Source organism: Burkholderia sp. Se-20373 (assembly GCF_017104705.1).
Taxonomy (GTDB): domain Bacteria; phylum Pseudomonadota; class Gammaproteobacteria; order Burkholderiales; family Burkholderiaceae; genus Burkholderia.
The window spans coordinates 79,220-103,283 of sequence record NZ_JAAGPH010000009.1 but is presented as its reverse complement, the minus strand read 5'-3'; the positions used below and the strand labels follow the sequence as shown (position 1 = coordinate 103,283).

Annotated in this window: 19 protein-coding genes; 10 read left to right on the top strand and 9 right to left on the bottom strand. The window is 68.1% G+C overall.

Annotation, left to right across the window (positions count from 1 at the left end):
* Positions 1 to 48 precede the first annotated feature (48 nt).
* The gene (adhP, locus tag G3N96_RS05715; RefSeq protein WP_206136594.1) at positions 49 to 1,077 is read right to left on the bottom strand and encodes an alcohol dehydrogenase AdhP; all 1,029 of its coding nucleotides are present in this window, start codon (positions 1,075 to 1,077) and stop codon (positions 49 to 51) included.
* A 592-nt stretch (positions 1,078 to 1,669) separates the two neighbouring features.
* Between adhP and G3N96_RS05710 the strand changes: the two genes are divergently transcribed.
* From G3N96_RS05710 to otsA, 4 genes are all read left to right on the top strand, one after another.
* Entirely contained in the window at positions 1,670 to 3,748 is a 2,079-nt protein-coding gene (locus G3N96_RS05710) for a TonB-dependent receptor (protein WP_241022498.1), read from the top strand.
* Positions 3,749 to 4,219: 471 nt separating this feature from the next.
* Positions 4,220 to 5,839, top strand: a complete 1,620-nt coding sequence (locus G3N96_RS05705; protein ID WP_206136593.1) for a methyl-accepting chemotaxis protein — start codon at positions 4,220 to 4,222, stop codon at positions 5,837 to 5,839.
* Positions 5,840 to 5,995: 156 nt separating this feature from the next.
* Positions 5,996 to 6,319, top strand: coding sequence for a hypothetical protein (locus G3N96_RS05700; protein ID WP_206136592.1), 324 nt, complete (start codon positions 5,996 to 5,998; stop codon positions 6,317 to 6,319).
* A gap of 171 nt (positions 6,320 to 6,490) precedes the next feature.
* Complete coding sequence (otsA, locus tag G3N96_RS05695; RefSeq protein ID WP_124576972.1) at positions 6,491 to 7,897, top strand: alpha,alpha-trehalose-phosphate synthase (UDP-forming); 1,407 nt, start codon at positions 6,491 to 6,493, stop codon at positions 7,895 to 7,897.
* Positions 7,898 to 7,913: 16 nt separating this feature from the next.
* Here the strand turns inward: otsA and G3N96_RS05690 are convergent, their stop codons facing one another.
* Positions 7,914 to 8,381, bottom strand: a complete 468-nt coding sequence (locus G3N96_RS05690; protein ID WP_206136591.1) for an OsmC family protein — start codon at positions 8,379 to 8,381, stop codon at positions 7,914 to 7,916.
* An 83-nt stretch (positions 8,382 to 8,464) separates the two neighbouring features.
* A complete protein-coding gene (gene ftsH / locus G3N96_RS05685; protein WP_206136590.1) occupies positions 8,465 to 10,441 on the bottom strand; it encodes an ATP-dependent zinc metalloprotease FtsH in 1,977 nt (658 codons plus the stop codon).
* Positions 10,442 to 10,923: 482 nt separating this feature from the next.
* Between ftsH and G3N96_RS05680 the strand changes: the two genes are divergently transcribed.
* Positions 10,924 to 12,588, top strand: a complete 1,665-nt coding sequence (locus G3N96_RS05680; protein ID WP_206136589.1) for an acid phosphatase — start codon at positions 10,924 to 10,926, stop codon at positions 12,586 to 12,588.
* Between the two features lie 101 nt (positions 12,589 to 12,689).
* Here G3N96_RS05680 and G3N96_RS05675 read toward each other — a convergent pair whose 3' ends face one another.
* Both G3N96_RS05675 and G3N96_RS05670 read right to left on the bottom strand, forming a co-directional pair.
* On the bottom strand, positions 12,690 to 14,186 hold the full coding sequence (locus G3N96_RS05675) for an FAD-dependent oxidoreductase (protein WP_206136588.1): 1,497 nt from the start codon (positions 14,184 to 14,186) through the stop codon (positions 12,690 to 12,692).
* A 267-nt stretch (positions 14,187 to 14,453) separates the two neighbouring features.
* Positions 14,454 to 14,663: a hypothetical protein gene (locus G3N96_RS05670; RefSeq protein WP_089427420.1), complete on the bottom strand. Its 210-nt coding sequence runs from the start codon at positions 14,661 to 14,663 to the stop codon at positions 14,454 to 14,456.
* A 461-nt stretch (positions 14,664 to 15,124) separates the two neighbouring features.
* Here G3N96_RS05670 and G3N96_RS05665 point away from each other — a divergent pair, with 461 nt between their 5' ends.
* The 5 genes from G3N96_RS05665 to G3N96_RS05645 are packed head-to-tail and all read left to right on the top strand — an operon-like array spanning position 15,125 to position 19,042.
* Positions 15,125 to 15,541 (top strand): nuclear transport factor 2 family protein, encoded by a 417-nt coding sequence (locus tag G3N96_RS05665; RefSeq protein ID WP_206136587.1) that lies wholly within the window; start codon positions 15,125 to 15,127, stop codon positions 15,539 to 15,541.
* A gap of 3 nt (positions 15,542 to 15,544) precedes the next feature.
* Positions 15,545 to 16,402 carry an SDR family oxidoreductase gene (locus G3N96_RS05660; RefSeq protein WP_206136586.1) on the top strand — a complete coding sequence of 286 codons (858 nt, stop codon included), beginning with the start codon at positions 15,545 to 15,547 and terminating at the stop codon, positions 16,400 to 16,402.
* A 40-nt stretch (positions 16,403 to 16,442) separates the two neighbouring features.
* Positions 16,443 to 17,201, top strand: coding sequence for an SDR family oxidoreductase (locus G3N96_RS05655; RefSeq protein WP_124576985.1), 759 nt, complete (start codon positions 16,443 to 16,445; stop codon positions 17,199 to 17,201).
* 37 nt (positions 17,202 to 17,238) lie between these two features.
* Positions 17,239 to 18,075, top strand: a complete 837-nt coding sequence (locus G3N96_RS05650; protein ID WP_241022497.1) for an SDR family NAD(P)-dependent oxidoreductase — start codon at positions 17,239 to 17,241, stop codon at positions 18,073 to 18,075.
* Between the two features lie 58 nt (positions 18,076 to 18,133).
* Positions 18,134 to 19,042 carry an NAD-dependent epimerase/dehydratase family protein gene (locus G3N96_RS05645; RefSeq protein WP_206136585.1) on the top strand — a complete coding sequence of 303 codons (909 nt, stop codon included), beginning with the start codon at positions 18,134 to 18,136 and terminating at the stop codon, positions 19,040 to 19,042.
* A gap of 97 nt (positions 19,043 to 19,139) precedes the next feature.
* Here the strand turns inward: G3N96_RS05645 and G3N96_RS05640 are convergent, their stop codons facing one another.
* From G3N96_RS05640 to G3N96_RS05625, 4 genes are all read right to left on the bottom strand, one after another.
* Positions 19,140 to 21,005, bottom strand: coding sequence for a phosphoenolpyruvate carboxykinase (GTP) (locus G3N96_RS05640; RefSeq protein WP_206136584.1), 1,866 nt, complete (start codon positions 21,003 to 21,005; stop codon positions 19,140 to 19,142).
* Positions 21,006 to 21,530: 525 nt separating this feature from the next.
* On the bottom strand, positions 21,531 to 22,307 hold the full coding sequence (locus tag G3N96_RS05635; RefSeq protein WP_206136583.1) for a glucose 1-dehydrogenase: 777 nt from the start codon (positions 22,305 to 22,307) through the stop codon (positions 21,531 to 21,533).
* 112 nt (positions 22,308 to 22,419) lie between these two features.
* Complete coding sequence (locus G3N96_RS05630; RefSeq protein WP_124576995.1) at positions 22,420 to 23,175, bottom strand: SDR family oxidoreductase; 756 nt, start codon at positions 23,173 to 23,175, stop codon at positions 22,420 to 22,422.
* 9 nt (positions 23,176 to 23,184) lie between these two features.
* Entirely contained in the window at positions 23,185 to 24,051 is an 867-nt protein-coding gene (locus tag G3N96_RS05625; protein ID WP_206136582.1) for an SDR family NAD(P)-dependent oxidoreductase, read from the bottom strand.
* Between the last annotated feature and the right edge of the window lie 13 nt (positions 24,052 to 24,064).

The following is a 24,064-nucleotide window of genomic DNA, read 5'->3' as shown; positions in this document are numbered from 1 at the left end:
GCGTGGCGCCGTCGTTTCATTGACGGCACGTGCGCTGCGCGCATCACGTCAACGCATGTCCGTCAGCACGATGCGCCCGTCGACCTTGCCTTCGCGCAGCTTCGCGAACACGTCGTTGATGTTGCCGAGCCGGTCGCGATGGATATGCGCGCGCACCAGGCCGTCGGCCGCGAAGTCGAGCGATTCCTGCAGGTCGCGCCGCGTACCGACGATCGACCCGCGCACGGTGATGCCGTTCAGCACGGTCGAGAAGATCGGCAACGGGAAATCGCCCGGCGGCAAGCCGTTGAGCGCCACCGTGCCGCCGCGCCGCACCATCCCGAGCGCCTGCGCGAACGCGCTGCGCGACACGGCCGTGACGAGCACGCCGTGCGCACCGCCGATCTCCTTCTGGATCACCTTGGCCGGATCGTCGGTCGACGCGTCGATCGTCAGTTCCGCGCCGAGCTGCCGCGCCAGCGCGAGCTTGTCGGGTGAAATATCGATGGCCGCGACGTGCAGGCCCATCGCACGCGCATACTGCACGGCCACGTGCCCGAGGCCGCCGATGCCGGAGATCGCGAGCCACTGGCCCGGGCGCGTATCGGTGACGCGAATGCCCTTGTAGACGGTGACACCCGCACACAGGATCGGCGCGATCTCGTCGAACGCAACCTGCGCGGGCAAATGGCCGACGTAGTCGGGATCGGCCAGCACGTATTCCGCGTAGCTGCCGTTCACCGAATAACCGGTGTTCTGCTGGCCGTGGCACAGCGTTTCCCAGCCCGTGTGGCAGTACTCGCAATGGCCGCAGGCCGTATAGAGCCACGGCACGCCCACGCGATCCCCCTCGCGCACGTGCGTGACGCCCGCACCGACCGCCGCGACGATGCCCACGCCTTCATGCCCCGGAATGAACGGCAACGTCGGCTTGACCGGCCAGTCGCCATCGGCCGCGTGCAGATCGGTATGGCACACGCCCGACGCCTTGATGTTGACGAGGATCTGGCCGGGCCCCGGCGTCGGCACGGGCACTTCCTCGATGCGCAGTGGTTCGCCGAATGCGTGCACGACGGCCGCTTTCATGGTTTGGGTCATGGGTCGCTCCTGCCTGGTCGATGAGCGATCCAGTATCCGGCTTCGGAATCGAACGACGTTGATACGTATCAACACGCGGGGCAATGCACGGCGATGGCCACCGCTACAAGACGTCGCACCGTCGCGCGACGCGGAATCGCGCTGCCGCCTGGCTCAGGCGCGGAGGTCAGCGCCCGCTGCATCGATCAGCGCAGGGCTGCTTCCGGCGGACCGCTTCGACGGTCACCGAACGCGGGCTGCACGCACCTGGCCGGCGTATCGGCAACGCGTCGGCGTTGGCGTCGGCGTGCGCATCGCGTCATCCGGTTCAGGCGATCGCTCCGAACACCGCGCGGACGATTTCCACTCCCACCGCCATTCCACCCATCCGACAGAAACCCGACAGGATCCCGCCATCCGGCTTGGATTTCGAAATGATATAACATATCATTTCGCGTGCTCGTTCGCCTGACGCCGTTCCACTGTGGGTGGCCGAGCCTCGCCGAGCCATGTTCCAACGGGTCACTGCGCGTCACAGACGCAACAATATATCGTATCTAGCCGTGACCCGCATCGCTCGTTATCCGATCCGATTCCAACCGATTCACCGACCATGCGCGACCTCCCTCGTCTACCGCTTCGCCCGCTCTCTTCCCTTTCGCTGATGCTGTTCGCCGCCGTCGCGCACGCGCAGACCGAACCGCCCGCCGTGTCCGGCACGCCGCCGACCACCGCGCTCGCCCCGATCTTCGTGACCGCGAACCCGCTCGGCGACAACGAACTGACCGCGCCGACCGCCCAGCTTTCCGGCGATGCGCTGACCCGCCGCCAGGCCGATTCGCTCGGCGAAACGCTGAACGGGCTGCCCGGTGTGTCGACCACCACCTACGGGCCGATGGTCGGTCGCCCGATCATCCGCGGAATGGATGGCGACCGGATCCGGCTGCTGCAGAACGGCGTCGCGGCGTACGACGCGTCGTCGCTGTCGTACGACCACGCGGTGCCGCAGGACCCGCTGTCGATCGAACGCGTCGAGATCGTGCGCGGCCCGGCCGCGCTGCTGTACGGCGGCAATGCGGTGGGCGGCGTCGTCAACACGATCGACAACCGGATTCCGCGCGAAGCGATCCAGGGCGTGACGGGCGCGCTCGACGCGCGCTACGGCGGCGCGAACTCGGTGCGCGCGGGCGCCGCGCAGGTCGAAGGCGGCAACGGCCGCTTCGCGTTCCACGTCGATGCGTTCGACCGCGAGACGAGCAAGCTGCGGATTCCCGGCTACGCGCGCAGCGGCGCACAACGCGCGATCGACGGCCCCGACGCGCCGCAGCCGTACGGCAACGTACCGAACAGCGATGGCCGCGTGCACGGCGGCGCGGTCGGCGCGTCGTACACGTGGGCGGACGGCTTCGCGGGCCTGTCCTACAGCGGCTACGAATCCAACTACGGCTCCGTCGCGGAAAGCGACGTGCGGCTGCGGATGCGCCAGGAACGCCTCGCGCTTGCGTCCGAGGTGCGTAACCTGAGCGGGCCGTTCACGAAGCTGAAGTTCGACTTCGCGTACACCGACTACCGGCACAAGGAAGTCGACAATGGCGAAACCGCGACCACCTTCCGCAATCGCGGCTACGAAGCCCGCATCGAGGCAACGCATCGCAAGATCGGCCCGTTCGAAGGCGCGATCGGCGTGCAGTTCGGCCAGAACACGTTCTCCGCGCTTGGCGACGAATTGCTCGTGCCGTCCACGCGCACGAACAGCGTCGCGCTGTTCGGCCTCGAGGAATGGCAGGTCGTCCCGGCGCTCAAGCTGAGCCTCGGCGGCCGCTTCGAACACGTGAAGGTCGATCCCGATCCGGCCGGCGTCGAGAAATTCGCGGGGGCGCAGCCGCGCGAATTCAACGCGGGCAGCCTGTCGGCCGGCGCACTGTTCTCGCTGACGCCCGTGTGGTCGGTGGCGGCCAACGTCGCGTACACCGAACGCGCGCCGACCTTCTACGAGCTGTATTCGAACGGCCCGCACGATGCCACCGGCCAGTTCCTGATCGGCAACCCGAACGCGTCGAAGGAAAAGGCGGTGTCGACCGACCTGTCGCTGCGCTACGCGAGCGGCCCGAATCGCGGCAGCGTCGGCGTGTTCTACAACCGCTTCTCGAACTACCTGACCGAGTACAACACCGGCCGCGTCGTGAACGACGACGGCGAGCCGGTCGCGCCCGGTACCGACGGCTCGCTCAACGAGGCGATCTATCGCGGCGTGCGTGCCGAGTTCTACGGCATCGAGCTGGACGGCAAGTGGCGCGCGTTCGCGCGGCGCGGCCACACGGTCGATCTCGAACTGACCGCCGACTACACGCATGCGCGCAACGTCGACACGGGCCAGCCGCTGCCGCGCATCGCGCCGCTGCGCGCGACGCTCGCGGCCGACTACGGTTACGGCCCGTTCGGTGCGCGTGCACAGGTCACGCATGCGTGGTCGCAGCACCGCGTGCCCGACAACGATTATTCGACGGACGGCTACACGTCGCTCGGCGTGATGCTCACCTACACGTTCCGCGTCGGCCCGACGCACTGGCTCGCGTACCTGCGCGGCGACAACCTGACGAACCAGGAGATTCGCTATTCGACCTCGGTCGTGCGCGGCTTCGCGCCGCAAGGCGGTCGCAGCGTGATGGCCGGGTTGCGCACTACGTTCTGACCCTCTCGTGGTCCGCGGCGCCCGTCGCGGGCCTTTTCTCCGGCGCCCCTCCCTGCGTCGCGAGTTTCTGTTGATCCGCCATGACCGCCAATCGCGCGGCACACGCCGATGGCGCGCATCGATTCCATCCCCAATTAGCGCACAACGAAAATTCTTTTATTCATCCATAAATCGAAACAAATTCATCAGACAATTATTAACAAAAAGACTGTTTTTTGTTTCACCCAATAAAACCGGTTTCAAGTTTCACATATAAACCGTTGAATTACGGGCGCTCCAGGGATTTTTGATCCAAATCAAGAACGCCCGACTGGCAGGGTTTCCAGTGCTAAAAAAACTAATATCAGGGTTTTCGAAGGGTAAAGAATCATCCCGGATACCCGTTAATGCCGACACGAGCCCGTATCTGGTCGAACAATAAATCCAATTCGTCAACCACACGCACAGAGGCACACTGTGAAAATCGCCAGAATGAGCATCAAGACAAAACTCCTTGGCGGCTTCGGCCTGCTCGCCGCGGTCGTCGTGATCGTGTCGGGCATGGCACTCAAGGCGCTATCCGATACGAACGCCGAATTTTCCCGCTACATGAGCGGCATCAATGCGCGGGCGACCGTTTCCGCGCAAATCCGCACCGCGGTCGACCGGCGCGCGATCGCCGCGCGCAACCTCGTGCTCGTGACCAAACCGTCCGACGTCGAGCTCGAACTGGCCGAGGTGAACCAGGCGCACAAGGACGTGCAGGATCACCTCGCGAAGCTCAAGGACCTGATGGCGAACGCGACGGACACCTCCGATCGCGCACGCGAACTGGTGGCCGACATCGTGCGCATCGAAGCCAGCTACGGGCCCGTCGCCCTGCGCATCGTCGGGCTCGCGCAGGCCGGCAAGAAGGATGAGGCGACCGCCGACATCGACGACAACTGCCGGCCGCTGCTCGCGCAACTGGTGCGCGCAACCGATGCATACGCAACCTATACGCATGAGCGCGAGCTCGCGATCGCGCAGCAATTCGCGGATCGCTATGTGATGGAACGCAACCTGCTGGCCGGCATCTGCCTGATCGCGGTCGTGGTCGCGGCATGCGGCGGCCTGTGGCTGACGCGCAAGATCACGCTACCGATCGGCTCGGCCGTGGACGTCGCGCGCACGGTCGCGAACGGCGATCTCGGCAGCCGCATCAACGTGAGCGGCAACGACGAGACGCGCGATCTGCTCGACGCGCTGCGAACGATGAACGAGCGGCTGATCGGCATCGTCGGCCGCGTGCGCGATTCGTCGAACAGCATCGCGCACGCGGTCAGCGAGATCGCATCGGGCAACCTCGACCTGAGCCAGCGCACCGAGGAACAGGCCGCGTCGCTGCAGGAAACCGCCGCGACGATGGAGGAATTCACGTCGACGGTGCGCTTGAATGCGGAGAACGCGCAACAGGCCAGCTCGCTCGCCGCGAACGCGTCGGACGTCGCGCAGCGCGGCAGCGCGGTGGTCGGCCGCGTGGTCGACACGATGACGGAGATCGGCCAAAGCTCGTCGAAGATCGCGGACATCACGGGCATCATCGAAGGCATCGCGTTCCAGACCAACATCCTTGCGCTGAACGCGGCCGTCGAAGCCGCGCGTGCGGGCGAACAGGGGCGCGGCTTCGCGGTGGTCGCAAGTGAGGTGCGCAGCCTCGCGCAACGTTCGTCGACGGCGGCGAAGGAGATCAAGGAACTGATCTCCGCATCGGTGCAGACGATCCGCGACGGTTCCGAACTCGCGGGCGAAGCCGGCAAGACGATGTCGGACGTCACGCAGGCCGTCGCGCGCGTGACGGACATCATGGGCGAGATCGCGGCCGCGTCGGCCGAGCAGAGCCGCGGCATCGACCAGGTGAACCTGACGATCACGCAGATGGACGAGACGACCCAGCAGAACGCGGCGCTCGTCGAGCAGGCCGCGGCCGCATCGAAGTCGCTCGAGGCGCAAGGCCGCGAGCTGTCCGAAACGGTTGCCGCGTTCCGGATGCCGTCCGGCACGCACGGGGCGTCGCCGGGTGAATACGCGCAAGCGCCCGCCGTGCATCACTGGCAACCGGCCGCTGCGTAGCCGCGGAACCGCGTAACCGATACCGCAAGGAGACGACGATGCGCCCGCTGCTCCGCCGATCCGCCTGCGTCACGCTTGCGCGCACCGCGCGATGCGCGGCCGCACGCGGCACGCGGTGCAGCTGCGTATCGTCGCTGACTGGCACGGCCAGTTCTCATGCGCGACGTCGCGCTGCGCCGATTCGTGCCGCGCGTTCGCGGCACGCGTGCGTGTAACGCGCACGTCGGCGTAACCGCATTATCGGCGGTCGTTTCTACCGGGCGGCGCGGCATCGTGCGCGTGTCCGGCAATGCGCGCCATCACGAACGATGGCGTGCGATGCGCTCTTCTCCACATCGGATGGCCCACGCTGCGTTTGCAGCGTCGCGCAAGTTTCGATCCCGCCCGTGTTTCTCACGTTGCCACACCGGCGACATGGAGATCGCGCTGCATTCGCACGCGCATCGCGCGCCGATGCAGACTTTTAAAACAGCCGAATGACGAGTATGCTTAAAAAAGCACTCCCCGTTCGAACGGCGAATCGCGTGCCCTGATTCCCGTCCGATCGCATTGCGGCCCCATCGTTCTGCGCGCATCGCGCGTCGATGGCGGCGTCTGCTTCTCGCGCCACGGCCGCACGAACCTTTCCCTCAACAATCGTCAGGAGAGCTGGTGAGCCGACTCGTCGTCGTATCCAATCGCATTGCAGATCCCCGTAAAGCCGCGGCCGGCGGGCTCGCCGTCGCCGTGAAGGACAGCCTGCAGGAATCCGGCGGCGTCTGGTTCGGCTGGAGCGGGAGGCTGCGCGGCGGCGACGATCAGCCCACGCATGGCGACGAGGTGCAGATCCAGAACGTCGGCGGCATCCAGCTCGCGACGATCGATCTCGACCCGCAGGATTACGACGCGTACTACCTCGGTTATTCGAACAACGTGCTGTGGCCGGTGTTTCACTACCGGCTCGATCTCGCGCAGTTCGACCGCCGCTTCGCCGACGGCTACCGGCGCGTGAACCAGCTGTTCGCGCGCAAGCTGCGCACGCTGCTGCGGCCCGACGACACCATCTGGGTCCACGACTACCAGCTGATTCCGCTCGCCGCCGAGTTGCGCGCGATGGGCTGCACGAATCCGATCGGCTTCTTCCTGCACATTCCGATGCCGCCGCCGCCGATCATGGCCGCGATCCCGGAGCACGAATGGCTGATGCGTTCGCTGTTCGCCTACGATCTCGTCGGCTTCCAGACCGAGTCGGACCTGCTTCACTTCGAGCATTACGTCGAAGCGGAAGCCGGCGCCGCGCGTCTGCCCGACGGCCGCCTGCGCGCGTTCGGCCGCACGCTGTCGGCCGGCGCATTCCCGATCGGCATCAACGTCGACGAGTTCGAATCGCTCGCGCGCGATCGCGACGGCCTCGACATGTTCGAGCGGATGCGCGATGAATACTCGCGCCGCCAGTTGCTGGTCGGCGTCGACCGCCTCGACTACACGAAGGGGCTGCCGCAGCGCGTGAATGCATTCCGCCAATTGCTCGAGCAATATCCGGAGAACCGCAACCGCGCGACGCTGATCCAGATCGCCGCGCCGAGCCGCGAGGATCTCGGCGCGTACGACGACCTGCGGCGCGAGATGGACAGCCTGTGCGGCGCGATCAACGGCGACTACGGCGAACTCGAATGGATGCCGATGCGCTACATTCACCGCACCGTCGCGCGCAAGCGCTTGCCGGGTCTCTATCGCGCGAGCCGCGTCGCGCTCGTCACGCCGCTGCGCGACGGGATGAACCTCGTCGCGAAGGAATTTCTCGCCGCGCAGGATGCCGCCGATCCGGGCGTGCTCGTGCTGTCGCGTTTCGCCGGCGCGGCCGAACAGTTGAAGTCGGCACTGCTCGTCAATCCGTACGACACGCAAGGCACCGCGCAGGCGATCCAGCGCGCGCTCACGATGCCGCTCGAAGAGCGCCGCCAGCGTCACGCGGCGCTGATGGCGATCGTGCGCAAGACCGACGTGCACTGGTGGCGCACGCGCTTTCTCAACGCGCTCGCCGAAGCGGCCGAAGTCGCGGCCGCGACCGAATCCTGACCCGCCTGACGCGCGCTCACGCGTCAGTCGCCGCGTGCTCGAGCGCCGCGCCGTTCACGTCGCACAGGTCGACCGACACCGGAATGCCTTCGCGCAGGCTCTCCGTCAGTACGCAATACGCATCGAACTGATCGAGCACGCGCGTCGCGACTGCGAGACCGGCCCATGTCTTGCCGATCGACAGCCGTACCGACATCGCGCCCACGCGCACCCGGCCCGCGTCGTTCCGCACCATGTCGACGTCGATGTGCGCGGCAATCGGCTGCGGATCGACCTGCTGCTTCTCCAGCGCGAACAGCAGGCTCGCCGCGAGACAGGTCGCGACGGCCGCCGCCAATAACCGGATCGGGTTCGGCCCGCGCCCGTCGCCGAGCGGCGGCGGTTCGTCGGTGAGCACCGGCGCCAGCGTCGTGCCGGCAAATACCACTTCGAAACAGAAACGCGCCTGCTGCGCGACATCGACCGATACGTGCGCCTCGCTCATGGCGACTCCGTGGAGATCAACGGGGAAAGGAACGACGGCACGCAGTCGCTTCGACGCGCGCCGCTCGCCGATTCATGGGATCTTCAGCGATCGGGTTCGCGTGGCGGCCCGTACGCGACGAAATCGCGCTCGACCGCGGACGCCTGCTCCGTCTCGACCGTGCCGCCGCGTGCGCCGGCTGCGTCGCCCGGCGCCGGCGTCGTGGCGGCCGGCGGTTCGACGCGCCCGTCGATCAGCGCCTGCAGCGCGTCGCGTTCGAGCACTTCGCATTCCAGCAGCCGACGCGCGATGCGTTCGAGCGCATCGCGACGTTCGCCGAGCGTTGCCGCGACGCGTGCGTGCGCGTCGGCCAGCAGCGTGCGCACCTCGTCGTCGATCATCCGTGCGGTGTGCTCGCTGCAGCGCCCGTCGCCCGCATGCCACGCGCCCGGTATGCCCTGGCGCGCATCGCCGTCGTCGAACGTCGCGAGCCCGATCTTCTCGCTCATCCCGTACTGCATGACCATGTGGCGCGCCATCGCGGTCGCGCGCTCGAGATCGTTCTGCGCGCCCGTCGACACGTCGCCGAACACGAGTTCTTCGGCCACCCGCCCGCCGAGCAGCGCATCGATCCGGTCGAGCAGCTCGCTTCGGCGCAACACGTAGCGATCCTCGGTCGGTACCTGCTGCGTATAGCCGAGCGCCGCGACACCGCGCGGAATGATCGACACCTTCTTCACCGGATCGCAATGCGTGCGGCTTTCCGCGACGAGCGCGTGGCCGGCCTCGTGATACGCGATGGTCAGCTTCTCCTGTGCGTTCATCACGCGGCTCTTGCGCTCGAGGCCCGTCAACGCGCGGTCGATCGCCTCGTCGAAATCGGCCATGCCGATCGCCGGCTTGCCGAGTTCGGCTGCATGCAGCGCCGCCTCGTTGACGACGTTCGCGAGATCCGCGCCGACGAAGCCCGGCGTGCGCGACGCGAGTTCGCCGAGATCGACGTCGGCCGCGAGCTTCACGCGCTTCACGTGCACGCCGAGGATCTGCCTTCGGCCATTCACGTCGGGCCGGTCAATCGCGATGTGACGATCGAAGCGGCCCGGCCGCAGCAGCGCGGGATCGAGGATCTCGGGCCGGTTCGTCGCGGCCATGATGATCACGCCTGAGCCGGCCTGGAAGCCGTCCATCTCGACGAGCAGCTGGTTGAGCGTCTGCTCGCGTTCGTCGTTGCCCGACATCGGGCCGACGCCGCGCACCTTACCGAGCGCATCGAGTTCGTCGACGAACACGATGCACGGCGCCTTCTGCTGCGCCTGCTCGAACAGGTCGCGCACGCGCGCCGCGCCCACGCCGACGAACATCTCGACGAATGCCGAGCCGCTGATCGAGAAGAACGGCACGGCTGCCTCGCCGGCCACCGCGCGCGCGAGCAGCGTCTTGCCGGTGCCCGGCGCGCCGACCACCAGCACGCCCTTCGGAATCTTGCCGCCGAGCCGCTGGTAACGGTCGGGGTTGCGCAGGAACGCGACGAGCTGCTGCAGTTCGGCCTTCGCTTCGTCGATGCCCGCGATATCGTCGAACGTGATGCCGGTTTCCTGCTGCACGTACACCCGCGCACGGCTCTTGCCCATTCCGGTGAAATCCTGCAACCCGCCGCGCCTGCGCAGCATCATGTTCCAGATGAACACGAACAGCACGAGCGGCAGCAGCCACGACGCCAGCGACGCGATCCAGCTCGTGTCGGACGCACCGCGATAGCGGATGCCGGCGGCGGTCAGCGTGTCGGTCAGGTGCTCGTCGGTCACGCGGTTGGTCGTGAAGCGCCACGGCGCGCCGGCCTGCCGCACGGCCGCGGCTTCGGACGCCGGCAGCAGCGTGCCGGCCTGCGGCATCTTCAGCGTGCCCGAGATCGATACGGGGCCGACTTCGAGATCGTCGACGAGCCGGGCGGCGACGAGCTGGTGGAAATCGCTGTACGCGATCGGCGCCGACGTCGGGCGCAGCATCAGCAACTGCGCGGCGAACAGCACGAAGAAGCCCGCCGCGATCAGCAATCCCGGGTAGTCGAATTTCCTGTCCATGGCAGCGGGCCGGACGTGCGCGCTACGCTTGCGTTGCGCGGCACGGCGGACGGGTGCGGGCACGCGCGCAGCCGGCGCGCGCCATCGGCGGCCATGCGGAAGCGGCATTCATGCGCGCCATCGTCGCCTCGCCTCATCGCCTCGTTCGTCGCATCAATGGCACCGCGGCGACGCCGTCGGCCGGCGCCGCCGGGCAATCCTCGCCCGGGCGGCACGCTTGCGACGCGCCGCCCCTGAATCCAGTCTAGTTCGCGCGCGGGCGTCGCGCATGGCCCGAGACGCGCGTCGAATCGTCCGACAAACACCTTTCATCCGCCCCCGTTGCCGCGTTATAGTCGCGTTCGTGACATTTTTGTGACAGATGGATCGCGCCAGCCCCTCCGTAACCGAGGCCGTTGCTTTCCATCCCGCGGCGCGGCAGCCTGTGCGACGCCGCCGCGCATCACGCCTCCGTCCACCCGCCCATTCGAGGAACCCACGACGTGAACGACACCCCCGATCGCCCCGACGACCTTCCCGCCGATCCCGACCGCCGCCGCGTGCTCGGCGGCCTCGCCGCGCTCGGTGCGGGTGTCGCGCTCAGCGGCTGCGAAACCACCGCAGGCAGCGCGCCGCGTTCGGCCGCCGACCTGCGCATCGACGAAGCGTTGCGCCAGCGCGTGCGCCACATCGTCGTGATCTATGCGGAAAACCGCAGCTTCGCGAACCTGTACGGCGATTTCCCGGGCGTGCGCCATCCGCTGAGCGAGGTGCGCGCCGAGCACGCACAGCAGCTCGATCGCGACGGCAAGACGCCGCTGCCCGTGCTGCCGAAGATCTGGGGCGGGCTCGTGCCGCAGGCGCAGGAAGTGGACGGCAAGCGCTACGCGATCGCCGAGCGCGACATCGACAAGCTGCCGAACGCGCCGTTCCTGATCAAGGACGCGCAGGGCAACCCGCTGCCGAACGGCGTGATCACGCGCGACCTGTGGCACCGCTTCTACCAGAACCAGATGCAGATCGCGGCCGGCCGCAACAACCAGTTCGCCGCGTGGGCCGATTCGGGCGGCCTCGTGATGGGTCATTACCGCAATTCGGCCGACACGCTGCGGCTGTGGAATCTAGCGCGGCAATACACGCTGTGCGACAACTTCTTCATGGCGGCCTTCGGCGGGTCGTGGATGAACCACATGTTCCTGATCTCCGCGCAGCCGCCGCTGTATCCGGACGCGCACAAGCATCCGCATGCGGCGAAACTGCTGTCGAAGGTCGAAGGCGACGATCCAACCGGTACGCGCCTGAAGCTCGCCGACAATTCGCCCGCGTCCGCGCTCGACGGCCCGCCGAAGTTCGCGGCCGACGGCCCGCTGACGCCGGACGGCTACGGCGTGAACACGATGGCGCCGCCGTACCAGCCGAGCTACGTGCCGCCGCCCGATCCGGGCAACGCCGCGTATGCGGACCCGGCCGACCATCGCGTGATGCCGCCGCAGGGCTATGCGACGATCGGCGACCGCCTGTCGGAAAAGAACGTCGACTGGGCGTGGTACAGCGGCGCCTGGCAGTACGCGCTCGAGCATCGCGACACGGGCACCGTGCCCGATTTCCAGTACCACCACCAGCCGTTCAACTATTTCGCGAACTACGCACCGGGCACCGACGCGCGCCGCAAGCACCTGCGCGACGCGGGGCTCGGCGACGCGCCGTCGACCAACCACTTCATCGCCGACATCGACGCGGGCCGCCTGCCGGCCGTCACGTTCTACAAGCCGCAGGGCAACCTGAACATGCACGCGGGCTACGCGGACATCGAATCGGGCGACCGTCACATCGCGACCGTGATCGACCATATCCGGCGCGGGCCGCAATGGGACCACACCGTGATCGTGATGACGCACGACGAGAACGGCGGCTGGTGGGATCACGTCGCGCCGCCGGAAGGCGACCGCTGGGGCCCGGGTTCGCGGATTCCGGCGCTCGTGATCTCGCCGTTCGCGAAGAAGGGCTTCGTCGATCACACGCTGTACGACACGAACTCGATCCTGCGCTTCATCAGCCGCGTGCACGGGCTCGCGCCGCTCGACGGCGTGGTCGCGCGCGACAAGGCGTTCGCCGCGCGCGGCGCGACGCCGCCGGGTGATCTGACGAATGCGCTCGATCTCGGTTAAGCGCCGACTGGCCTGACTGGCTGGCCGCCTGGCTGCTTGAAACGACGACGCCCCGGGCAATGCGATGGCCCGGGGCGTCGTTCATTTCCGGCCTGAAAACGCTACGCGGCGCGGCGCACTGCGTCGCACTCCACCCGCGCGGCGTGACGCCCGGCCTGCCGGCCGAAGAACGTCGCGTCGGCCAGCGACAGCCCCGAACTGTACCCGGCGCCCCAGCGCGGCAGCCCGCAGGTCGTGCGGCCCGCCGCATAGAGCCCCGGCACCGGCGCGCGTGTTGCGTCGACCACCTGCCCGGTCGGCAGCGTATCGAGCCCGCCGAGCGTGAAGTGCGGATAGAACGCATAGTCGATCCGGCAATCGAGCGCGACGAACGGCGGCTCGATCAGCGGCTGCAGCCACTGCTTCGCCTTGTGGAACAGCGGATCGGTGCCGTCGGCCGCATGGCGGTTGTAGACGTCGACGGTCGCCGTCAGCGTGCCGGCCGGCATCTGCAGGTCGCGTTCGACTTCCTCCCACGTTTCGCCGGCCGCCGCGATGCCGATTCGCGCGATGGCGGGCGGCTCCTGGTAGGTGGCCTGGTCGACGAGCAGGTAGATGCGATCGTCGGCCTGATGGAACGCGTGATGGCCCGTGCGACCGTGATAGCCATCCTCGTTGATGAAACGCTGGCCGCGCGCGTTCACGATGATCCCCTTGATCAGCGATTCGGGCGCGTAGAACGGCAGGCTGACGAAGCCTTGATCCATGTGAATCGCCGCGCCGCCCGCGCTCTGGCCGAGCAGGATGCCCGAGCCGTCGTCGCCGGGGCTGCCGATCGGTTCGTCCGAGCGCAGGAACTGCGGCGCATGCCGGCGCACCATGTCGCGGTTCATCGCGAAGCCGCCCGCGCACAGGATCACCGCGCGACGCGCCCGTACGAATGCCGTCTCGCCATAGGCGCGCAGCACCACGCCGCATACGGCGCCGCCGTCGTCGACGATCAACGCGAGTGCGCGCGTGTCGTAGCGCGTCGCGACGCCGAGCGCCGCCACACGTTCGGCCAGCACGCGCATCAGCATCTGTCCGCCGCCCCAGCCCGGCCATTGCGGCGTGTGCCCGCGCGGGCACGGCTTCGCGGCCTCGCTGAACGGCCAGGCTTCCTCGCTGCCCGACCAGATCAGGCAATCGTCGGTTTCCGGTTCGACGATCCGCTCGGCGATGAACGTGTTCTTGTACGTGAGGCCCTGCGCGACGAGCCAGTCGTGGTGCGCCAGGCTGTCGTTCGCGTAGAGGCGCACCTTCGCCTCGTCGGCGTCGCGGCCGCCGGCCAGCATCAGGTAGCGGTACAGATCCTCGGTGTCGTCGGTAAAGCCGGCCTGCCGCTGCGCGGGCGTGCCGCCGCTGCCGCCGAGGTAGATCTCGCCGCCCGACAGCGCGCTCGTGCCGCCGTAGCTCGACGCACGCTCGACGATCAGCGTGTCGGCGCCCGCGCTCGCGGCTTCGATCGCCGCGCACGCGCCGGCCGCACCGAAGCCGACGATCACGACATCGTGTTCGGCATCCCAGCGACGCACGTCGCGGGTATTCAGGGGGTGAGTCAGGGAATAGTCGGATGACATGAGGAATGGGTCAGCGTTGGGGAAATCCGCGGAAAGCGGCGGTGGTAGCGAAGGACTGATGCGGACGTTGCCTCGATGCCCCGTTGCCGAGGCGGACGTACGACGGGTGCGCGTGCAACGCGCACGTCCGTCTCTCGTCCGGTTGAAGTCGAACCGCGTGAAGCGGGATCGGCGCGCGATGATTCCACCGTGGCCGTAGCGAACCGCATCCAGCCGCCGTCGCGCCGCCACGGCTTGCGCGCTGCGCGGCACGCGGCCGCGCCGGTGTCACATGCCGCGCATCGCGGCAAAACCGAAGTGCGACGGATCGATCGGCACGCAACCCGTCGGCAGGCCGTTCGCGTCGACCGAACGGCATTGCAGGATGCCGGCTGCATACGGCGGCGACGGGACCTGGTCGGCGCCGTATCGCGCCATCGCCATGGCAGCGAACGTGCCTATCGCCAATACGCACAGCTTGCGAGTCGTCAGTCTCATGATCGTCGTCCCGTCCGGTTGTCCGCTGGTGCGGTTCGTGTCCGGCGTGCATCGCATGCGGCACCGGATGACTGCACGGTAGCCAGCCCCCGGCCGCCGGCCATCGTCCGTTTCGACTAGGGGCAAACGCTGAGCGGACGATGCGCGGCCTGACGCATCGCAACATCGCGCGCCACGGCTTCGCCCACGCGGAGCAAACGCGGCACGTCGCGCGCCCGTCGCAGCCGGCCGCACGAATCGTCAGACGCATCTCGCACACCGGTCGCTGCGCCGCACCATCCCTGCGCCCCCACGTGACGCGTGGCGGCCTGCCCCGGTGTTTTCCCCGACCCGCGCCCTGCTCCGTATGGATGATGAATCCCGGCCTGCGCGATGCGAACCTGCGCGTCGACGTCGCAATGCCGTCGCGTCGGCCCGCCTTGCGCGGCCCACGCGTTCCGTTTTTCCACGGGAGCCCACGCATGACCGATTCCGATCCCCCCCACGCGCTGTACGAACTGGCGTGCCGCTACGCGCAAGCCGTCGACCGGCGCGACTGGCCACGCCTCACCACGCTCTTCACCCCCGATGCCACGCTGGCCGGCCCCGGCTTCCGCTTCGACGACCGCGACGCGATCATCACGGGCATGCGCGTGATCGAGCGCTACGAAGCAACCCAGCATCACGTGCACAACCAGCTCGTCACGCTCGACGGCGGCGAGGCCGAGGTCGAGACCTACGGTGTTGCCTGCCACGTCTACGTGCGCGACGGCGTGAAGCGCAAGCTCGACTGGGGGCTGCGCTATCGCGATCGTTGCGTGTTCGACGGCGGCACGTGGCGCTTCGCCGCGCGCACGCTGCACGTCGACTGGGCGCAAGACCTGCCGCTGGAGAGCTGAACGATGCGCACCTCCGCTCCCCTCGACGGCCGCACTGCACTCGTGACGGGCGGCGCCGGCGGCATCGGCGCGGCCTGCGCGCACGCGCTCGTCGCCGACGGCGCGGCCGTCGTGCTGATGGGCCGCCGCCGCGACGCGCTCGAACGCACCCAGCGGCAACTGACCGACGCCGTGCCCGGCAGCCGCGTCGCGATCCATGCGGGCGACGCCTGCGACGAAGGCGACCTGCAGGCCGCGCTCGATTGCGCGTGGGCACTCGACCATCGCCTCGACATCGTCGTGCCGACGGTCGGCGGGGCGGGCTTCCGGCCGCTGCTGCTGCACGACGCCGACACGTTCCGCGCGGAAATCGACCTGAACCTGCACAGCGCGTTCGCCGCGATCCGTCATGCGGCGCCGCGGCTCGCCGACAGCGGCGGCGGCGCGATCGTCTGCATTTCGTCGACGGCCGCGCAGATCAATTTCCGCTGGCTGTCCGCGTACTGCACCGCGAAGGCCGCGCTCGAAGCGCTCGTGCGCGGCGCGGCCGAGGAACTGGCCGGCGCGAGGATCCGCGTGAACGCGGTGCGCCCCGGTCTCACGCGCTCGGAAGCCACCGCACCGATGTTCGAAAACCGCGCGCTCGTCGACAGTTTTCTCGAACAGATCCCGCTCGGCACGCTCGGCGAACCCGAAGCGATCGCGCACGCGGTGCGCTATCTCGCCGGCCCCGAGTCGGGCTGGGTGACCGGCCAGAGCTTCGCGGTCGATGGCGGCCACGAGCTGCGCACCAACCCGCGCGTCGACGACACGATCGCGCAGATCTACGGCACGGCCGCGCTCGACGCGATCAAGGCCGGCCGCGTACCGGGCGCCGCATGAGCGCGCGCCTTCTTTCAACGTCAAAGGAATCCGACCGACCATGAATCGAGTCGCAAACAAGGTCGCGCTGGTCACCGGCGCGGCAAGCGGCGTCGGCCGCGCGGATGCGCTGCTGCTCGCCGCCGAAGGCGCGCGTGTCGTGCTGACCGACATCGACGAGGACGCGGGCCGTGCGCTCGCCCGCGAGATCGGCGACGCGGCGCTGTTCGTCCGCCACGACATCGCCGACGAGGCCGGTTGGCAGCATGCGATCGCATCGACGCTCGATCGCTTCGGCCGCCTCGACGTGCTCGTCAACAACGCGGCGATCTGCCCGGTCGGTTCGATCGAGGACACGAGCCTCGACACGTGGCGGCGCGTGATGCGCACCAACGCCGATGGCTATTTCCTCGGCTGCCAGTACGCGATCGGTGCGATGAAGGGCAACGACACGCCGGGCTCGATCGTGATGATGTCGTCGGTCGCCGCGCTCGGCGGGTTGCCGATGATGTGCGCGTACACCGGGTCGAAAGGCGCGGTGACGGCGCTCGCGCGCAGCGTCGCCGTGCACTGCAAGCGCAGCGGCTACCGGATCCGCTGCAACTCGATCCACCCCGACGGGATCTGGACGCCGATGACGCAGGCGCTGATGCCCGATCTCGACCCCGCCGCGCTCGGCATCGGCAGCGATCCGATGGCGCGCATGTGCGACCCGCGGGACGTCGCGAATCTCGTGCTGTTCCTCGCGTCCGACGAATCGCGCTTCGTGAACGGTGCGGAGCTGCGGATCGACAACGCGCAACTGGTGTCGTCGCTGTGACGCGGCTCACCGCCTTCCCGTTCAAAGGAGTCCATCGATGATGTCATTCACCGGCAAGACCGTGCTGGTCACCGGCGGCGGCGCGGGTATCGGCCGTGCGTGCGCGCAAGCGTTCGGCGCGGCCGGCGCGCGCGTCGCGATAGCCGAGGTCGACCCGACCCGCGCGCAGGACGTGCGTCACGCACTCGAAGCGGCAGGCGTCGATGCGCTCGTCGGCACCGTGGACGTCACGCGCCGCGACGAGGTCGAAGCATTCGCGCGCACCGTCGACGCGCGCTTCGGCGGCCTCGACGTGCTCGTCAACAATGTGGGCGATTTCCTGCAGATCGCGAAACCGTTCGACGACTGCACCGACGACGACATCGCACGGCTGTTCGACGTGAACCTGCGCCAGGTCTTCATCGTCACGCGCGCGATGCTGCCGTTGCTGCGCAAGCGCGGCGCGGGCAGCAGCATCGTCGGCGTGTCGTCGATCAAAGGCTTTCGCGCGATTCCGAACTGCACCGTGTACGCGTCGTTCAAGGTCGCGCTGACCGGCTTCACGAAGAGCCTTGCGCTCGAACTCGGGCCGGCCGGCATTCGCGTGAACCAGATCGCCCCCGAAACCACCGAGACGCCGCAGGTGCCCGTCAGTGCGATGGTCGCGGCCGAGCATCACGGGCACATCCCGCGCTGGATCCCGCTCGGGCGCTTCGGCGCGACCGGCGATATCGCGGGCGCCGCGCTGTTCCTCGCGAGCCCGCTCGCTGCGTGGATCACCGGCACGACGCTGCATGTCGATGGCGGCGCGCTCGCGGCGGCCGGCTGGTATCGCGACCCGAACGGCTTCTGGACCAACCTGCCCGTCGTCACGGGCAACGGCTTCAATTTCTGAGCGGCACCGCTCGCCTGTTCATTTCACGCGGCGAAATGGCGCCGCTTTCGGAGACATCATGAAGATCCTGATCGTCGGCGGCACCGGCCTCATCGGCGGCCATGCCGCGCTGCACCTGCATGCGCAGGGCAACCCCGTCACGCTCGCCGCGCGCAAGCTGCCCGCACCCGGCAGCGCGCTCGCGCAGTTCGACGTGCTGCTGCGCGACTACGTGGCCGGCAACTTCACGCGCGACGACCTCGCACCGTTCGACGCGGTGGTGTTCGCAGCCGGCAACGACATCCGCCACCTGCCGCCCGGCACCGACGAAGCCGCGCACTGGGAGCGCGCGAACGTCGACGCGGTGCCGCGCTTCTTCGCGCTGGCGCGCGAGGCAGGCGTGAAGCGTGCGGTGCTGGTCGGCAGTTTCTATCCGCAGGTCGCGCCGGCGCTCGTCGACACGGTGCCGTACGTACGCTCGCGCCATCTCGCCGACGAACGCGTGCGTGCGCTCGCGGCGCCGTCGTTCGCCGTGTGCAGCGTCAACGCGCCATTCGTCGTCGGATCGGTGCCGGCGCTGCGCAACGAGATGTTCGCGGCGTACACGGGCTATGCGCAGGGCCAGTTCGCGGGGCTGCCCGTGTTCGGACCGGCCGGCGGCAGCAACTTCATCTCGACGCAATCGCTGTCGGAAGCGATCTGGGGCGCGTTGCAGCGCGGCGAAGCAGGCAAGGCCTACCTCGTCGGCGACGAGAATCTCAGCTTCGCCGACTACTTCGCGGCCTTCTTCCGCGCGGCCGGCAATCCGCAGGACGTGCCGTCGCTCGACCAGGAGCATCCGCTGCTGCCCGACATCGCGATCTATACAGGGCGCGGCAACGTCGTGTCGTACGAGCCCGATCCGGCCGACAGTGCGCTGTTGCGCTACCGGCGCGGCGACGTGCAGCGTGCGGTTGACGAAGTCGTCGTGCATTGCCGCGCGCAATAAGCGCACGGCGCGTATGCGGAGCCGATGCAACAACGCCCCGCCGCCGGCGAGGCATGCCGGCGGCGGGACGTCAGGATGACTACGCGAATGCGAACCGTCAGGCGCCGATGCGCTGCTCGATCTTCTTCATCGTGTCGGTCATTTCGGCCGGCAGGCGCAGCTTCAGCGTATCGAACAACGCCGCATGAAGCTTCAGCTCATCGCGCCATTCGTCGGCGTTCATCGACGTCACCGCATCGAACTGATCGCGCGTGAAATCGAGGCCGTCCCAGTGCAGGTCCTCATACGCGGGCGACACGCCGAACGCATGCTCGCCGCCACCACCGGTGCCTTCGAGACGATCGAGCATCCACTTCAGCACGCGCATGTTCTCGCCGAAGCCCGGCCACACGAACTTGCCGTCCGCATCCTTGCGGAACCAGTTCACGCAGTAGATCTTCGGCAGTGTCGCGCCCGCGCCTTCGAGCTGGTTGCCGAGCTTGAGCCAGTGCGCGAAATAATCGCTGACGTTGTAGCCGCAGAACGGCAGCATCGCGAACGGATCGCGGCGCACGATGCCCTGCTGGCCGACCGCCGCGGCGGTGGTTTCCGAGCCCATCGTCGCGGCCATGTACACGCCTTCGACCCAGTCGCGCGCCTCGGTCACGAGCGGCACGGTCGTCGAACGGCGACCGCCGAAGATGAATGCATCGATCGGCACGCCGGCCGGGTTCTCCCAGTCGTCGTCGATCGACGGGCACTGCGCGGCCGGCGCCGTGAAGCGCGAATTCGGATGCGCGGCCTTGCGGCCGGTTTCCTTGCCGATCTCCGGCGTCCACGGGTTGCCCTGCCAGTCGGTCAGCTTCGCGGGCGGCGTGTCGGTCAACCCTTCCCACCACACGTCGCCGTCTTCCGTCAGCGCGACGTTGGTGAAGATCACGTTCTCGGTGAGCGTCGAGATCGCGTTCGGGTTGGTCTTCACGCCGGTGCCCGGTGCGACGCCGAAGAAGCCCGCTTCCGGGTTGATCGCATACAGCCGGCCATCGCGGCCCGGCTTCAGCCACGCGATGTCGTCGCCGATCGTCGTGACCTTCCAGCCTTTGAAGCCCTGCGGCGGAATCAGCATCGCGAAGTTGGTCTTGCCGCACGCGGACGGGAATGCAGCCGCGACGTGATACTTCTTGCCGGCCGGCGACGTCACGCCGAGGATCAGCATGTGTTCGGCGAGCCAGCCCTGGTCGCGGCCCATCGTCGACGCGATACGGAGCGCGAAACACTTCTTGCCGAGCAGCGCGTTGCCGCCATAGCCCGAACCGAAACTCCAGATCTCGCGCGTTTCGGGGAAATGCACGATGTACTTGACCGGGTTGCACGGCCACGGCACGTCCTCCTGGCCGGCTTCGAGCGGATGGCCGACACTGTGCACGCACGGCACGAACTCGCCGTCCTCGCCCAGCACGTCGTACACCTCACGACCCATGCGCGTCATGATCCGCATGTTCACGACGACGTACGGGCTGTCGGACAGTTCGACACCGACGTGCGCGATCGGCGAACCGAGCGGGCCCATCGAAAACGGCACGACGTACAGCGTGCGGCCGCGCATCGAGCCGCGGAACAGGCCGTTGAGCGTCTCGCGCATTTCGGCGGGTTCGATCCAGTGGTTGGTCGGGCCGACGTCGTCGCGCGAGGCCGCGCAGATGAACGTGCGATCCTCGACGCGCGCGACGTCGGACGGATCGGATTGCGCGAGATACGAGTTCGGGCGCTTCGCCGGGTTCAGGCGCGTGAGCGTGCCCTGGTCGACCATCGCCTGGCACAGCGCGTCGTTTTCTTCCTGCGAACCGTCACACCACACGACGCGATCGGGTTCCGTCAGCGCCGCGATACGCGACACCCAGTCGATCAGCTTGCGATGTTTGACGAAAGCCGGCGGAGCGATCAGCGGGCCGTGTGTTGCTTCGGCCAAAGTGTTTTGCGACATGAGGATGTCTCCAGATTATTGGGCGGGGATGGGGGTTGCGGGGCGAGCCCGCGAGATGGGGGATGCGATTGGAGCGCAGGGTGCGGCGGCGCGCAGGACGGGACGCGCGAGCGGAGCGCGCGTCGATGCCGCGATGCGTGCGAGAGAAGGTGATGTCTCTTTAGTAATTGCGAACGCGAGTTTCGCCATACAAGCAACCTGCCGTACAACTCCATGACGGCCAGCATACCATCGCCGTTATTCGGCAAACGTTGCGTTGCAACAAGAAACAACTATGTCGGCGAGCCGGCACGCCGGTTGCGTGTGCGTGCTTTTTACAGCGCCATGGCGCGCGCTTTGGGGACGAAACGGCCAGGACGGCCGTCCGGCAAGGGTTTCGCGGAAGCGGCAAATTTGGCGCGCCGCTTCCGCGTGAGGCCCACGCGAGCACGGGCCGGGCGAATTCACGTTTTCGCTACTCAGGCAAACCCTGAATTAGGTTGCGTACACAAACATCTGACGTGAGCGTGGCGCAGGCACCCCCGCTCAAAACGGCGCGCCGGGCAATCCGGGGTAATACGCGCCTGCTGCCATCCCGCCGTCGACGGCCAGCTCGGCGCCGTTGCAGTACGACGCTTCGTCGCTCGCGAGGAACAGCGTCGCGCGCGCGATTTCGTCCGGCAGGCCGACGCGTTGCAGCGGCACGTTCGCATAGTGCTGGTTGATTTCCTCGAGCGGCGCGCCGGTCGGGTTCGACATCGCGGTGTTCACGCCGCCCGGATGAATCGAATTCACGCGCACGCCCTGATGGCCGAGTTCGAGCGCCGCGACCTTCGTCAGCCCGCGCACGCCCCACTTGCTCGACACGTACGCGGCCAGCGCGTTCACGCCGCGCAGCCCGTCCACCGACGAGATGTTGACGATCGACCCGCTCTTCTGCGCGATCATGCGCGGCGCGATGGTCCGGATGCCGACGAACGTCCCGACGAGGTTGATCGACACCGCGCGCTCGAAATCGCGTTTCGACAGCTCCGTGATGCCGCCGAACGTCAGCACGGCTGCATTGTTGACCAGTACGTCGATCCGGCCGAACTGCTCCATCGTCGCGTCGGTCACGCGCACCCAGCCCGCTTCGTCGGCGACGTCGAGCCGCATGAAGCGCGCCGCGTCGCCGAGCTCGCGCGCGAGCGCTTCGCCTTCCGCATCGAGCACGTCGCCGATCACGACGCGCGCGCCCTCCGCGACGAACAGCCGGCACGTTGCCGCGCCCATGCCACGCGCGCCGCCCGTGACGATCGCTACCTTTCCTTCCAGTCGACCCATGTCGTCCTCGCTTCGATTCCGGTTTGCCGGCTGCCGCGCTACGCTCATGCGCGGGTTTGCCGTCCCATGATTCGCGCGCGGCCCCAGTGCCGCGCGCCTTCGATTCCCGCCTTCAACCCCAGTAAGCCTGCCCGCCGTCGAGCGGCAGCGTCGCGCCCGTCAGGTAGGCGGCATCGCGGCTCGCCAGAAACACGATCGCGCGCCCGATGTCCTGCTCGCAGTCGCCGACGCGGCCGAGCGGAATCGTGCGGAAAAACGCTGCGGCTTCCTGCGGATTTGCGTCGACCCAGCCTTTCAGGCCCGGCGACAACGCGTGCGGTGCGACCGCATTCACGCGGATGCCGTCCACGCCCCACTCGCAGGCCGCCGCGCGCGTCAGCGCACGAATCGCCTCCTTGGTTGCCGCATACGCGCCGTAGCCGGACGCATCCCAGCGCACCGCGGCCGACGACGCGAAATTGACGATCACGCCGTCGCCCTTCAGATACGGATGGCACGCGCGCATCATGCGCAGCGTCGCGATCGGCCCCGATTCGAGCCCCGCCAGGAAACTTGCGTCGGTCACGTCGAGCAGGCGGCCGAGCGGCACGACCTGCGCGTTGTTGATCAGGATCTGCACGCCACCGAACCGCGCGACGACGTTGTCGACGCATGGCGCGATCTGCGTCGCGTCCATCACGTCGCACACGAACGGCTCGGCCACGCCGCCGCGCGCGCGGATCGTCTCGCAAGTCGCGAGCAGTTTGTCGAGGGTGCGGCCGACTACCGCGACGTGCGCCCCTTCCGCCGCGAGCGCCTGCGCGACGCCCTGGCCGACGCCCTGCCCCGCGCCCGTCACGAGCGCGACCTTGCCTGTCAGGATGCCCATGCGTGCTCCTCAGGCGACGATCGCCGGATGCGCCTGCACGGGCCCGCCGAGCAGTTCGCGGTAAGAAGGCGGCTGCTTGCCGTCGAGATCGGCGATGCCGTACCGCAGCGCGGCTTCCGCGCCGACGAGCACCTGCCCCGACAACGCCATGCGCTGCGGATCGCCGTGGATCGCGTGAATCACGCGGCCCGTGAATTCTGGGCTTTCCGCGACGAGCGAAAAATCCTTGTACAGATCCGGGTGTTCCTCCCACACGCGCGTCGTGCGCTCGGTGCGCAGCGGGCCCATCCAGATCGACACGGCCGCGACGTCGAACGGCTTCAGGTCGACGGCCATGTCCTTCGCGAACTTGTCGACGCCGGACTTCTGCGCGCCGTACGCCGCGCCGTGCATGTAGCAGCTCGCGCCGAACGACGACGTGAACGCGATCAGCCCGCTGCGGCGCCGCGCCATCAGCCGCGCCGCGTGCCAGCTCGCGACATAGGCCGAGCGCAGCCCGACGTCGAGGATGTTGACCAGATCGAGCGACTTCTCCCAGAACGGACCCGGCAGGATCAACTGATCGTGCAGGTAGGTCGCGTTGTTGACGAGGATGTCGAGCCGCCCGCTTTCGCGCTCGACGCGCTCGAACAGCGCCTGCACCTGTGCGTCGTCCGCGTGGTCGCAGGCCACCGCGATCCCGCGCCCGCCGAGCGCATCGATTTCGCGTGCGGTCTCGTGGATCGTGCCGGGCAGCGGCGCATCGCCTTCGTTCTGCGAGCGGCCCGTTACATACACGGTCATGCCGGCCGCGCCGAGCGCGCGCGCGATGCCCTTGCCCGCGCCGCGCGACGCGCCCGTCACGACGGCGACCGGCGCCTCGTGGTTCTGTGTCATGTTCGATGTCTCC